This window comes from Stenotrophomonas sp. 05L414_2 (assembly GCF_056397905.1).
Genome location: NZ_JBFTOJ010000103.1, coordinates 1 through 14547, shown reverse-complemented (window position 1 = coordinate 14547; position 14547 = coordinate 1). Strand labels below are relative to the sequence as shown.

Genomic DNA, 14547 nt, shown 5'->3' with positions numbered 1-14547 from the left:
TCCCCATACAGCTCCGATCGACCCTCATCTCCTGAACGTGGAATATCCACCTTCGGTGCGCCGTTGCCGAACTTGAGATCTGGGTTGTTCTGCTTTGCAAATGAGAACGCCACATCGATGTCGCACTGGGTGAGACCCCAGGGATCGGTTCTTGATACTGGATTGCCTGAGACATATGCGTAGGTATTCATGCCACCCGCCAACCCAATCGGATCACTCTGTACATACCGGCCGATGCTCGCGTCATAGTCGCGGAAGCCGTTATACCAGAGGCCGCTTTCCGCGTCGTAATACTGGCCAGGGAAGCCAATGTTCAACCCGCCTATCTCATCCTTCTGGACGCTACGTCCGTAGGCATAGTTGTACGCCTTCCAGACTGTCTGCTGGCTTGGACTGGTGACGAACTCGGGGCGTCCAAGATGATCGGTATGCACGTAGTTGTGCTGCCCACTGCGAGCGAGCCCTACCAGTTCACCTTCAAACCAGAAGTAATTGGTCCACACGCCATTGTTCAGCTCGGTCATGAGCTGGTTCTGACCGGCGTAGAAGTATCGGCTGTTGGTGTTCTCGTTGATCTTTGCAACGCGCTGCCCCTGAGCATTGAGCACGTAGTCAGTCGCTGTGCCACCGATGTTGCTGCGGCTCATGCGATTGAATGCATCGTACTCATAGGTGCTGATCCGGCTACCCGCTGTTTCGCTGATGCGATTTCCCAACGCGTCGTACTGGTACTGGCGGCTTCCGTCCTGGTTGGTGTAGTACAGCACCCGGTTGCTACCTGGATCGATACTGTACTGGGTAAGCTGGTTCCCCCCTTGGTAGCGATCATGGTTTCCGCCAGCATCGTAGGAAAGCAGATTAGTGACGCCAAAACGCGTCAGCTGGGTCAGACGGCTCAACCCGTCGTAGCCGATCAACTGCGTCATGTTTGGATCGACCGCATCGATGATGGCGTTGATTTCACCATCCCCGCTGTACTGGTAGTCCAAATAGCTGACTTTTTGGCTGTTAGGTCCCCAGACCGACATCGCGGTAAGCCGCCCCTCTTGGTCGTGGTTATAGCCTCTGACGAGGCCGTTACCGTATGCCAGCGATTCGTGGGCGCCCGTTGCCTTCCAGTTGGCCTGGGTAATGATCGAGCGCTGAGTGCCGTCGACCGTTGCCAGCAACGAGCTTGGCTTTCCCTGGTAACCATATGTGTAGGTTGCCTTGTCACCATTGGGATAGGTGATCTGGCTCAGGCGATTGATACCGTCGTATTCATAGGTCGTGCTGTAGTCCGTCTTCTGACCTGACAGATCGGTGAAGTCACGGCGTATCTGCAGCTCGCCGTTCAATGTATAGGCGAAATGCGTGGCGGTTCCGGGCCCTGAAGTGCCGCACAGTTGACCCTTGCCATTACCGCACCAATCGTAGCTGTAACCGATTGTTCGGTCTTCTGCGCTCGCAGAAGTCATTCGTCCCAAGCCGTCATAGCCGAAAGAAACGACGCTGCCATCTGCACGCGTAGTCGCGGTCCGCAGGCCAGCAGCGTCGTAATGATGCTGCGTCGTTCCCGTATCCGGACTCACCTGTTTCCACATCTGGCCGAAACCATCGAATTCGTAGGTGGTAACGAGATTGCGGGGATCGCTCACACGGATCGGGCGATCTGCCAGATCGTAGGCAATCTGGGTCGTGCCTCCGGCGGCGTCGATTGATTTGATCAAGCGTCCACGCGGATCGTAGCTCATACGGGTGACGCGATTCTGCGAATCGGTCACCTGGGTGACGCGCCCTTCAGCGTCATAGGCATAGCGCACGTTCTGCACGCCGTTCCCGCGTTCGACAATCACACGCCCCAGTTCGTCATACTCATATGTGTTGACAGAGACAACAGCGTTCAGCCCCATCAGGGCAAGCGTCAGTGCTGGCATTTGGACAATCCTTTGTTACCGAGGGCGTTCGCAAGTAACGCGACCACAGCTTCCCTTGTTGTTTTCAACGGACAACGTCGCCCTCCCCTCCGTGCCCCACGCAGCACCACTAGAGGCCATCTGCGCCTTGTAGATGAAGGTTACGTTGCCATTGCCGGTGTTCTTCGGCCCAACGCTTCTGGTAAAGGTTGCAACTGCCCCCGGAGGCACCGGTGCAGCTAGGCCCATGCTTTCATTGAGCTGAAGGATTCCAAATGCCAGATAGGTATCACCAGGATTCCACACGACGTTGCCGGTATTACGGAACTGGAACGTCAGATTCGACGAGCCACCATTGAATATCTGGCGGGGTGATGCCGAGGCGCTGACCAGTTCCGCATTACGGACGACCGCAGGTATGGTGAAGGCTCCTGATCGATTGATCGTCAGATGATCGCCACCCCATGGTGAGATGCCATGTACATACAACGCTTTGCCGCCATGCGCCGATCGTGCGTTGGCATCCAGCGGAATTTTGAACCAGTACGCATTACCTCGTGCCTGGCACGCGTTCGCCACATTGCCATCCGTTGCCAGATTTGCACGGCCACCGGCCACGAATGTGCCGCCCGCCCATGCGTTGTTGCCTGCATACACGTGGACGTCAATCGAGGCGTCCACACCAATCGAGCAGGCCCAGCCTTCAATGAAGAAGTTCCAGTTGCCATCCTGGGTCACGCCGCCAATGTCACCAACGATGTTTGCCGTTGGAATCGCAAACACGCCTGAGTTCGCGAGCGGTCGGTCCTGGCCGCGGCCCTGCGGAGATTGGCCGTAGATGGAGAACTTGCGACCGCCCAACTGTTGCCTCTGGGCTAGCGATATCGGCAACTGATACCTATAGGCACTCCCTGATGCTTGGCAGGCCGCAGCAACACCTGACTCGCTGGCAAGGTTTGCTTGAGTGCTACCCAGGTAGACGTTGCCGTCGGCGTAACCGTCCACCTGGATTGACCCAGCCGAGCCAGTGGAGCAGGCCCAGCCACGTACGAACCAGTTCCACTGCGCATCATGGGTGATTTCGTCAATCACTCCGCTCACCACCGTATCCATCGGATAGTCGGTCTGTGAAACTTCGGTGCGCGTGCGATTGGAAGCGTTGTTGTAGCTATGTCGCGTCCATGCCCACTTGCCGTCTCCCATCGAACGGACTTCCTGTGTCAAGCGGCGCCCTGCATCGTAGCCGTAGCGCACTGTCACGCCATCAGGCTGGGTAAGCGAGGCGATGTCACCTGCAGTAGTGTATCCAATGGCGGTGGTCGCCCAACCGGTTGCCGAACTGGTTCTGTCGGACACAACGCGGCCGCGGCCGTCATAGGTCAGCTCTCGCACGCCACCATTCGCATTGACGATGCGCCCCGGCAATCCCAGTCCGTTGTAGTTGGAATAGCTGATCGTATGACCGAGTGCGTTGGTGACGCTGATCAGATCTCCTTGGCTGTTGAACACGGAGGTGACGTCGTCCTGCGCAAGCGGTCCATCAACTTTGATCGAGGCCTTCAATCCGTTTGCGTGATAGGTATACGTGCTTCGGGTCACTCGTGTCTGGCTGGGTACGCCACGTGCCGTCAGATTGCGCTCGGTTGCGCTGGCCACGTTTCCGCGATCGTCATAGGAGTAGGCAACCTCAAGATCACCCACCACCGTTGTCTTGAGGAGTCGGTTCCGCGTGGTATCCCACTCCTGCAACGTCGTACGTTCGACCGAGCTGCCGACAGCTTCCACACGCTTCAACAAGTAACCTTGAGCGCTATAGTCGAAGTCGGTCAGATTGTCCTGGAAGTCATGGACCAGATCCGGGTATCCATTGGCGTCATAGCTCTGCTCCTTGTAACTGGCGGGGCAGTTCGGCGACGGATCACCCTTGGTCGATACCATCTTTCCGTCCTTGAACGTGTAAGTGGTGCTACGGCCAAGAGGGTTGATCACAGTGACATCAATATCGACGGGCCGCGTAAGGCTCGGCGCAGCGGCAGCCGTCATACCGAGAGCGCGCTCCATCGGCAGCGAGCCAACAGGCAGTGAGCGCGGCTGATAGCAGATGCGTGAACCGCCAGGGCGCTGTTCGCACCATCCACGCTCTTCATCGGCGCGGACACCCCCGGGTCGAGTCGGAGCGGGGGGCGGCAGCACCGGTTCGGTGCTGCGTACGGCGTAACTGAAGCGGAACCGTTCAATGCCACCATTGTGCTCCGTGCTGATGGCGCGCCGCTCCGCGTCGTACGCAAAAGTGGAATAGCGCACGCCATCAAAGGACTTGCCGGTCAGGGCACCCGGGAAGCGGGCATCTTCGTAGTGGTAGCTGATCGTCGTTGCTGGTGTGCCTGGCAGCGACGTGCTGGCGAGCCGGCCACGTCCGTTCCCGAACACGTTGGGGGTATAGGTGTAGCGATAGATGTTGCCGGCCGGATCGGTCACCTGGCTAACCTGTCCATTGGCCCAACCAAAGCTGACGCTACGTCCCGAGGAGTGGGTCACCTTCTGCAGGTAGCGGTCAGCATAGGAGAACGTCCAGCTCACGCCCTGCTCATTGCTGAGGCGGGTGATATAGCCCTCCGCGTTGTAGGTCTCCGTGCCGTTGTTTTCGTTTCGAAGCGCAAACGTGCCATCGCCGTTAGCGGAGAGATACGCGATGGGCTGGGCCTTGTCCTCATACCAGCGACCGCTGGCCGGATCCTTGAGGTACTTGATGCGGCGACCGTCGGGCCGTTGCACCCACGCCAGCTGATTTGCATCGGTGAATGCGAGTGAATAGTCAAAGTTGCTCAGCCAGTGATTGCCGAACAGTCCGGTTGCGCTCCAGTAGTGATTGTAGTTGCGCTGCAGAAACAGGCCCATTTCACCCTGACTGGCGAAATCAAGTTCTGGTTCAACCTTGTTGCCGCTGTAAAGCACGACGGGATTGCCCTTACGGCCATTGCAGTCCTTCTCCTTGTCATCGGTCGGCTGCTCCTTCGCGGTTTCGGTCGGAAATGAACCGCCGCCCCCGCCCATGCCGCCATCGAAGCCGCCTTGCATGCCTCCATCGATCGACCACCACAGGGGGTATTCAAAGTCCTCGACGGGCGGCTTGACCGTGATCCGCTCCAAGTCCGTCGGCGGCGTCTTGGCGCCGGCACCGAACAAGGACAAGGGGGTGAGAAGCAAAGCAAGGCACAGCGACATACGTGTCTTCAGGAGCGTCATGCTCTTCCATTTCCGTGGTAATCGTTGCAGGCTAGACAACGTGTGAACCGTTAACAATGGGTTCATTTTCACTGAGTGTAACGGTTCTTTCACGTGTTGCAATTGGCCTCAACGCGGCGTCATATCCATACGCCCCGTAACTTCCTAGAACAACGACCCCTGCAGCGAATCCTCGTGCGGCGGCAGCGGGCGTAGGAACCGGCTGCAATCCAGCTTCGGCCAATGGCTGTTCTGCGCGTTGAAGCCCAGGCGTTTGCGCGCCAGCTTGAAGCGATTGCTTAGCAGCTCTGCGTAAACACCCTGGCCGCGCATGCGCGTGCCGAACTGACTGTCGTAATCCTTGCCGCCGCGCAGCTGCTGGATGGTGCTCATCACATGCGCGGCGCGATCGGGATGATGGGTGTCCAGCCAATCGCGGAACAGCGGTGCCACTTCCAGCGGCAGGCGCAGCAGCACGTAGCCTGCAGTGCTGGCGCCGGCGTCGTGCGCGGCTTCCAGCACGGCTTCCAGTTCGCTGTCGTTGATCCACGGAATCACCGGCGCAACCATCACGCCCACCGGAATGCCCGTCTCGTGCAGACGCTTCATCGCACGCAGCCGCGCATGGGGCGCCGAGGCGCGCGGCTCCAGCTTCGCCGACAGATGCGGATCCAGCGATGTCACCGAGAAATGCACGCTGACCAGGTTCTCCGCCGCCAGTGGTGAGAGCAGATCGATGTCGCGCTCGACCAGCGCATTCTTGGTGATCAGCGAGAACGGATGCTTCGTCTCCAGCATCACTTCGATCAGCTGGCGGGTCAGCTTGAACTTGCGTTCAATCGGCTGGTACGCGTCGGTGTTGATGCCCAGCGCGATCGGTTGCGGCACGTAGCCCGGCTTCGACAGTTCCTTGCGCAGCAGCTGTGGCGCGTTGGTCTTGGCAAACAGCTTGGTCTCGAAGTCCAGGCCAGGCGACAGGTTCAGATAGGCATGCGAAGGGCGGGCGAAGCAGTAGGAGCAGCAACACTATATGTGTTTGAGGGGAAGTGTTCAGCGCAACCCCTATCGAACTGGTGCTCTGTCAAGGCTAACGCGGCTCAGGATAGAAATTCCCCCCTAGCCCATGGCGATGAAGGGGAGGTTAGCGTTCCGACTAATGCGGCGAGGACTCAGGGGCACTGTATTGGCGCCGTTGAGCGCCCGACGGCCCGTGAGTGGCCGGGCTAAAACATCGTTTGGTCAGCGTACGCTTCCGGCCAAAAGCGGACACTGCCAAACGCCTGAACTAAGCCGAGCCATCAGGCGGCTTCGGCTTGGAATCGTTAGATGCCGTCACCTGTTCCCTCCGTGACGGCCGCTTTGAGGAGGGGCTTGAGCAGGTTCGCAAAGGTGATCAACGCCGCAAGGGTACTGACGAGCACTTACTTCGGCGCGCAGCTTGGTGGGAACAGGATCGGTTGGACCTCATTTGCAGCATTGAGCGCATGTTTCATTGTCATTGGCTCAATGTAGGTATCAACTATCTGTTGGGTAATGCGGAAATCTCCCCACTCATGCGCGCATTGATTGCGCAGCTTGTTGAGAAGGCGAGTATCAATGAATTGTTAGACATCAGTGCAAAGCACATGTGCCTTATAGATGGCATGCTGCCTTTCAGCGCCTGCTGCAAAGTGAGGTAGTTCAGCCAACAAGCGATCCACGAGAGGTGCCGGTTCTGGTAGAGGCCGAAACCCAATACCCTCCCACGCCCGCATGCTTGAAGGTGCCATAGCCTGAAGCTGGAACTCCAATGAAGTGAGGTTTGCGAAGTATGGCTCTGGCAGATAGCTACGAGGTATGGATACGTAGCTCGCCCCACAGTGCTTACGAATAAAGGCGTTTCTCAGCTTCTTTGCTGCGTCCGCATCTGTGGCGGACTGCTCGCGAGCGGCAGCTGGGTGATCAAGCTTCTTGCAGTAACGCCACATACGGCCGGTGCAATACGCTTGCGTGAACTTGTGGCTGCGACCTTCGCTGCCAGTGGCGTGCTTGCTGTAAATCCTGGTGCGGAATCCCTCGGTGGCTTTTGGTGTGCTACCGATGTACCGGATTTGTCGTTCATGGTCCCAAAGAGCGTAGATACCGAACTCTTCTGGGAGGTCTGCGAGATTGATTGGCACGGATCGTGTCAGTCTTTCAAAGATACTTCGGCTGTCCACCATCTCCCCCTGCTGCCTAACTACCTTGTAGCCGGATCCCTGAGTCCGGTTACACGACTTATCCACATACCACCATATGGTGGGCTATCCCCGCTGACAGCGGCTCGATCTTAGGGCTGCTGGGTCCGGCTGACAAGCCGAGGCATAGCCGGACCCAGCAAGCAGACCAGGCCGCATTTCAAGAGCAGTGGACAAGCACTGATGGATGTCCGCTTTGGGTCAGTTGCTGCCATGTCGAGCCCACGACAGCTTCCCGCCAGCAGCAGACAGAGAATTCACCGAACTACAGTCCAAAGAATATTCGCCGGTCACTCTCTTTATGCAAGTTGTGCTTAGCTATGTGATAGTGCGCCGGTGCTACACCGTCAGATCTTAATCTGAACGGAAGCTCGTCGATGCATATCTCTGCCACAACCGCACTGAAATCCTTCTCGTAGCAGGCTTGAAGGACCTTCAGGTTGGTGGACGGGAAGCTGTTTTTGAACTCAATGTTGTACTCGGGAGAGAAGTACCGGATAAGTGATGCCTCATAGAGAGTGATTCGTTCTTGCTCACTAGTCTCGTATAGCTTCTCCAGCCCCGCGCGAATGCGCGTCCCATCATCATCTTTGTTCTTGGCGAATGGATTGAAGAACGTGAAGAGCTGACTGTTGGGAACAACTGTCAACAGCAGCAGGGTTAGCTTGTGCGTCTCAGGAATGCCTTTCAAGGCAATTTTCTGAAGCGTCTCGTGCTTCAGCAGTCTGTCTAAGGCATTGCGTGATCCATCTTTTCCGTAGGCCTGCCCGATGTACTTCACGTCGAAATCTATCGCCTGCGATATGGAGCTTAGTCGTGCCTGTAGGTCCTGAGGACTTGGCCATCCCAAGCGTCCCGATGCATCAACAACGTGATATATGTCATCGACCCGCTGCAACCGACACCCTTCTGGGCACGGGTACTTGACCTCGTAAGTCTGTCCTAGAGCACTCATAAAAATGCTCAGCTTGTCGTTCTCTAGTTTTGCATTCTCAAGGACAATCCTGGGTACGAGCCCAATAAGGTAGATATGGCAATCTTTGACTACGCTCATGACTGAAGCCAACGCCTCTTTGTCATAGATTGCTTCTGCTGGAATGGTGCAATAGCCAGAAGCGTACATTCCTAAAGCGTGCTCGACATCAAACATGGCTTCTTTGAGCTTTTCCTTCATGTCTTGCTTCATCACGTCCCCGTCCGCTGCCCAGAATGATTGCGCCGTGCTAAATGAACAATGGTCGGCTCCTCGGGTCCGGCTATACGAAGTACCCGCAGCCCGTGATTTGAGGACTAGACCCTTGATACGGCCTCATTTTAGGACGGCTGTGGTTCACTTAACAGTCCGATGTGTAGTGAGAGCTACCAGGGTGCAGAGCGTGCGCTCACGCTGATGTCCGCTCTGGATCGAAAGGTGCCACGCCCATGCCCCGATAAACAACCTTAATCCACTGCCTTGGCGATGTCCGCTTTCGGCCAGAAGCTGCCATTCGACATCTATCAGGACCCGAGCATATCAGCCGTCCAGAGCTGCTTGATCAATCATTACCACCCCGGGGTGATGGCCTTAGACGAAGAGCGGGCTCTCCAGTTCAGATGCCCAGTGCAGACTCCAACTGCTCCCCTGATCACTGATGGGGCGCTGACGGAAGGCCGCCAGCACCAGGTCATATCAGAACTGGAGATGTATCCGCTCACGCCAAGCGGCCACGCCATGTGCGCAGAGGCAAAGCCAGCAAGTCCCGCCTGCGCCATCAAACCGCTCGGCAACTCGTCTGCGTGTTAAGCGAGCTAACTCCCTTTCGCCTGCAGGAAAACGTCGATGCCGTTCTCGCCCGCTATGAGCATCACCGCTGGTAGTCCGTGCGCACCCAGCCTTGTGCAGAGATGTGACAGAAGTTCCTGATCCTGGATGCTTGGAACTGCCTTCACACCCTGGGGATGCGAGTGCCAAGCACCTATCCAAAGCACCATACCGGCTGTTCGACGCTGGGCCTCAGTAATGTCTTCCTGCACGCCGCAGCTACCGCACTGGAAGTCCGCCTCAGTTGACACACTGTCCTTTGGTGCGGAACGGCCGTCCACGAGATGGATTGTGTTGAGCTTGAAATCGACGACGCCAAGAAGAATTCCTCCGGTTTCGAGCGGAAGCGAGTTGGCTCGTGCCTCCAGGAGTTGTTGGCAGAGACCTTCGTCCCAGAGGATCGTCCAGTCCTCGACCGTTTTTGAGAAGGTTCGCCTGGCCGCTACCTCAATGTGGCGAATGCTGCCGTCGCTCGAAGACTCCCATACATCGATGCTTGCGCCGGCAAGCATTGATCTATTCCTGATCTGCCTTGCAAGCAATGATGCACTTTGCAACACCTGATCGTAGCCCAGGACGACAGAGACATCGCGACAGCCCGCGCCACTTCGAAGTGGGCGACCCTTTGCTTCGAGATGCGCGACTCCCCAATCTTGCTGGATGATCGCCCTGTAGTACTGGGCCTCAAGCGAGGCACCTCTGATTTCCTGCGCACTGTCCTCAGCAAGAAGTACGCAGCCGTCTCCCGATGGCGTCAAAAAGGCTGCCATACTTCGCGGTAGGTCCGCTCCAGACCACGCCCTGGTTACCTGGATGGTTGTGGACGCATCGATGAGGAGATCGCCGCGCTTCAAGCACGCGCGTACCGGCTCGTTATCAAGGTCCGAGGCCCGATCCTGCAACGCCTTCACATCTGGGTCGGAGATCCCGAGCGTCCGCCGCGCGTGGCGCTTGGCAACTTCGACTTTTGGTAGCCCCACCTGATCTTGGCTGCCGACATGCCGGACGATGTTGTGCTGAGCCAGAACGTCGGGATCAATGTAGTCCCAGTGGCCCCATGCGGAGCGGGACCACATATCGATTAAGGCACTTCCAAGCGCCCCCACACCCGCGATTACCCCACGAAACTCACCGCCCTCAATGGCCGACCACCGCTGCGCGTCATCTCTGCTAAGACTGCGGCTAACGTCGATGTGGAGAACCTCGATATCTTGCCAACCGCTCTCTGGCCAGCCMGGATCTTCTCCAAGTATGACGACCGGCTGGACGGACCCGTTGTCTCCGTATCGGCAGAGTGCCTGTATTTTGAGGCCCAGCGTGACCAAGTCACAATCAAACCGGAACCCGATTGAGTCGATGCACACAGTTTCCCCGTCTCTCAGCCGCGGAAGACGAATGATCAGGATGATTCGCCCGTCCCCCGGCTGGATATTTGTGCTGCTGCATCGCCGGAAAGCTTCTTGTACCGAATTGGCAAGTCCCGGCATCAGCGAGCTCCCCTTAGCTGCAAGAAGCTCTTCAAGAGTGCCAAGGGTCGACGGCGGCGAAGAGAGTGGCAGGTGCGCGATTGGGGCGGCGTCCATGATGAGTATGCGATGGGCCGCTCGTGCCGGAGAACCAGACGCGACAATTCGCGTGCGGTATGTCATTCCGCGCTCCCACGGCCACGCGTCCATCAGAGCAAGTTCCTTGGAAGGATCGCTCAACGCCTCCGCGAAGTCCGGCGGGAGCATTAGGCACTGCCCGAGGCTGTAGAAGACGGGCTCCAAGCGGCGGTCGGGCTCATGAATCGTGCCGTCTGCCGTTCTTTCCAGCCAGCTAAGAAGGGTCTCGAGCAGCGCTTCCGGTGTGTACCTATGCTCCACCATCTCCCAGTCACCTTCGATGATGCAGAGCGACGGCGGGCCATGATCCCCGGTAGAGTACTGATGTAGCGCCTTCGGGAAGCTCTTCCTTAGAGGCCTGGCCTCGAACGGGAATCGGGCACCGCTGCGGTACAGCAGTGCAATTCGTTCGATTCGGCGAATGCCCGCATCGTTTCCAGGGGAAACGGTGCCATCACCAACATCGGCCACAATGATCTCTGCGGCGAATGGGTCTTCAAGGCGCCTTAGCTCGACAACATTGATGTCGGCATGTGCATTGCAGGCCCTGAGGAGAGCTTGCATGCGGACATCGCGGAATGGATCTGCTTCATCTTCGGGGATGCTGACTCCCCAATCGAGAAAATCTGAAGTCACCGAGGGCTGCCCGCGCGCGGTGCGGCGGCCAGGGCCGCGACCGTAGAAGAGCCTGCACCTGCCTTCCTGACTCGAACACCGCCGAACGAGACCTGCAGGTCCAACGGGGCCTGCTCCCAGTACTGGGGATATTCTCCGGTGCACATGAACTTGCCGCCCACAGCACCCAATATGCTCTCGTACTCCCTCTTGGCGCGAATGCAGGGCGGATCATTCTTGTCGTCCAAGATGCGCTTTGAGCTCGCCACAATCACGGCACCGTTCTTCGCCTGCCCCAAGGCCGCTCGCGCGTCGGGGGAAACTTGGGCATTCTCGCCCATTTTGGACCAACTATCCCATGACAGCGAATGCCACGAGCAATGGTGCGGAGCCTGGAGAAGGTCGTACTGCAGCGCTTCACCACCGTTCCCGTACTCAGCCCAGAGGAGCTCCCATACGTAGACCTCCGCATCGCCTCCAGACAGGAACTTGCAGCGCGGGAGTCCGACCTCGACGGAGTCCAACGCGAAGTTGATGACGATGCTGGAATTGTTCTTCTTCAACTGCTCAACAATGTCCGGGTCATCGCAGAGAATCGGCGCGAGCAGGGTTGCCTCGAAGTAGGAATTACTAGCTCCATTAAGACGGTTGAAGGTAGTACCCGACTTGATGACGATCGGGGCGAGATCATCTGTCTTGCCGTCAACGTCCTCACCCATCAGAAGTACGCGCTCACCATCCTTGTTTCCAGAACCATTGCGGTACTGCGTAACTCGCCGTTTTGCCTCGCGATTGAACGCCAAGGCATCATCGCAGAGAACATGCTCCTTTGAACGACGGCGGAAGACCAACGGAGACGACCAGATTTCCCGGATGACGATCCGCTTATCCTTGTCAGCCTTCTTGTCATCAGGATAGTCCTCGATCGGCCCCAGGTAGAAATGACGGGCCAGACCCAGACAATGGTCCTCGTCGGGGTGACTCAGCATGAAGACGTCGACATAGGGCCGGCCAAGTTCATCTCGTTGCAGCCTGCCTCGCAGATCCGAAGCCACATCACGTACTGAAGTGTCATCAGCATCGTCTGCCGCCGCTCGGATGTTAACGTCAATCAGGATAGAACTGACTGCGGCATCCGCGAGGCGGATCAGGGTCATGTCACCGCAGTCGACCGGGAAGAACGTGATGTTGCTCATTCGAGTTGCGCCTCATCGTGTTGACCACCCCGTGGCCTTCAGACGCACTATACTACGAAAAACTATGAGGTCATAAAAAGTAGTGGACATTTTTGGAAGATTCTCACATGCCTAATAAATTCAATGACTTAAAGGCTGTGTCCGCCCGCAAAGAGCGCTGGGGTCAGGCACGCCGGCTAGAATTCATTGACTCTCGGCTCTTGTGGGCAGGTAAGGTCAATCGTTCTGACATAGTGGAGTTCTTCAAGATCTCACCCCCTCAGGCCACTCTGGACTTTGCTGAATACGCCGCACGCGCCCCGCTGAATGCGAAGTACGACGCCAAGGAGCGTGCCTATGTGGCGATGCCGACATATGTGCCGATCTTCACAGAAGGATCGAGCGCCCGGTATCTGGCGGAACTGCATGCGATCACTACCGGCTTGCTGAGTCCCGATTTGAGCTTCTTGGGTAACCCACCGCCTTCAGAGATCGTGAGCTTCCCTAGCCGCCGCGTCGATGTCTCGCTACTACGGGAGACCTTGTCTGCAATTCAGTCCGGCAGAGCTCTGGAGATCACCTACCAGACCATGGCACGTGCTGAGCCAGATGTAAGGTGCGTCTCACCCTTGGCATTGGCCTACGACGGATTCCGATGGCACATCCGAGCCTACTGTCACTTGCGCAACGACTACCGTGACTTCCTCTTTGCGCGAATCTTGCTGGCGAAGCCATCTGGAGACGCTCAAGCCACGATCAGTGGCGACGTACAATGGAACCGCGTGATCGATATTGAGATAGCACCAAACCCTGCTCTCTCGGAGGGCGCGCGGCGAGTGATTGAACTTGACTACGGCATGTCAGAAGGCAAATTGAAGCTGAAGTGCAGACAAGCAATGGGCTATTACTTGTTGGCACGCTTGGGTCTTAAAGAACAAGAGAACGAAGCGGCAAGATCGCAGCAGATTGTCCTTGCAAACCGCACCGAACTAGCTGCCTACCTTCCCTCAATTGTGCGGCCGGATTTCTAGTAAAGGGCCAGTCATACCGAACCGGGAGCAGCGGAACCTGGCTGCGCGCCCTCTATCGCCAGAACAGTTCGAACCAGACGTACGCCCGCTATGCGCGCGACGACACTTGCGCCAAGGTATTGCAGGCAGAAGATTGCGGCCACGGGGCCTCGTGCGAAGCCGAGATCGAAGAACGTGAGCGCGATGGGGGCCACCACGGTAACCGGGAGTGACACTACTGCCAGATCCCGAAAAGTGAGAAAGCGACGATTGGCATCAAGAACTGCCTCGTCATTGCGATGGTCGCGGTAAATTTTGTACCACAGGCGCTGCTGTTCATCCGGGTCTGACGGAAGAGGACCCCGCCGCGCCGCAACTGCTTCACCGTCTATTCTCGAGTCTTCTCTTAGGTGCCTGGAGAATGCCGAATAGCCAGGCAAGTGATGCTTGGTTCTCCAGAAGACGAGTGCAGCCTTCATGTCTGGCGAGAGAATTGAGGTCATCATGTAGAGCATTGGAGGGGAAAGTACTGTCGTTAGCCCACCTATGATCATCTTCGGGTCGGCAGCACCCCAACGCCAATCGGGAATCAAGACGTAGGTTAGCAGCGCCATATCGAAAGCTATGAAKGCTCCGAGCCATCTCAGCAGTCCTCCTTTTGCAGACACTTCCTTCTCCCCGGTCAACTAGATTGGCAGGCGGTTGATATTTACCTCCCCCGCCAGATTATGCCTTCCCGAAGGCACATTTAGGTAGGGCGCACGCGCTTTTGGGCCTAAGGGCACGGCCCAAGCGTTCGGTGTCAGCCCGGATCTTACCTGTCAGCCTTCCGTGGGGAGATCGGTCAAGGAGCGGCGATGGGTGGCGCTAGCTCTGGCCCAGGAAGGCCCTGCACTTCTCTGCCGAGATCTCCCATCGCCGGAATGGAAGCGTCCTAGGCCGCAGGGACCATGAGCTTGGATAGCTAACCAGTATCTGACAACATTCTTCCTATAGACAGGGAGAG

Annotated in this window: 8 protein-coding genes and 1 pseudogene; 2 read left to right on the top strand and 7 right to left on the bottom strand. The window is 57.3% G+C overall.

From position 1 onward, the window contains the following. From AC1DJN_RS14440 to AC1DJN_RS14430, 3 genes and pseudogenes are all read right to left on the bottom strand, one after another. On the bottom strand, positions 1–1916 hold a 1916-nt coding region (locus AC1DJN_RS14440; protein ID WP_478039362.1), incomplete at its 3' end, for an RHS repeat-associated core domain-containing protein. Between the two features lie 15 nt (positions 1917–1931). Next, positions 1932–5141: a DUF6531 domain-containing protein gene (locus tag AC1DJN_RS14435; protein ID WP_442251416.1), complete on the bottom strand. Its 3210-nt coding sequence runs from the start codon at positions 5139–5141 to the stop codon at positions 1932–1934. Between the two features lie 144 nt (positions 5142–5285). Next, positions 5286–6140 (bottom strand): annotated as a pseudogene (locus AC1DJN_RS14430) (PA0069 family radical SAM protein); the annotation flags it as partial. Between the two features lie 293 nt (positions 6141–6433). Between AC1DJN_RS14430 and AC1DJN_RS14425 the strand changes: the two are divergent. Then, positions 6434–6799: a hypothetical protein gene (locus tag AC1DJN_RS14425; protein ID WP_442251415.1), complete on the top strand. Its 366-nt coding sequence runs from the start codon at positions 6434–6436 to the stop codon at positions 6797–6799. Positions 6800–7601: 802 nt separating this feature from the next. Here the strand turns inward: AC1DJN_RS14425 and AC1DJN_RS14420 are convergent. The 3 genes from AC1DJN_RS14420 to AC1DJN_RS14410 all read right to left on the bottom strand — a co-directional run bounded on the left by AC1DJN_RS14420 (position 7602) and on the right by AC1DJN_RS14410 (position 12552). After that, complete coding sequence (locus tag AC1DJN_RS14420) at positions 7602–8510, bottom strand: hypothetical protein (protein ID WP_442251414.1); 909 nt, start codon at positions 8508–8510, stop codon at positions 7602–7604. A 614-nt stretch (positions 8511–9124) separates the two neighbouring features. Then, positions 9125–11377: a ThiF family adenylyltransferase gene (locus AC1DJN_RS14415; RefSeq protein WP_442251413.1), complete on the bottom strand. Its 2253-nt coding sequence runs from the start codon at positions 11375–11377 to the stop codon at positions 9125–9127. Then, positions 11374–12552, bottom strand: a complete 1179-nt coding sequence (locus tag AC1DJN_RS14410; protein ID WP_442251412.1) for a ComEC/Rec2 family competence protein — start codon at positions 12550–12552, stop codon at positions 11374–11376. Before AC1DJN_RS14410 ends, AC1DJN_RS14415 begins: the two co-directional genes overlap by 4 nt. Positions 12553–12659: 107 nt before the next feature. Here AC1DJN_RS14410 and AC1DJN_RS14405 point away from each other — a divergent pair, with 107 nt between their 5' ends. Further along, positions 12660–13562, top strand: coding sequence for a helix-turn-helix transcriptional regulator (locus AC1DJN_RS14405; RefSeq protein ID WP_154329109.1), 903 nt, complete (start codon positions 12660–12662; stop codon positions 13560–13562). Between the two features lie 11 nt (positions 13563–13573). On the opposite strand, the gene AC1DJN_RS14400 is transcribed toward AC1DJN_RS14405, so the two are convergent. After that, positions 13574–14155: a hypothetical protein gene (locus tag AC1DJN_RS14400; protein ID WP_478014216.1), complete on the bottom strand. Its 582-nt coding sequence runs from the start codon at positions 14153–14155 to the stop codon at positions 13574–13576. Positions 14156–14547: the final 392 nt, after the last annotated feature.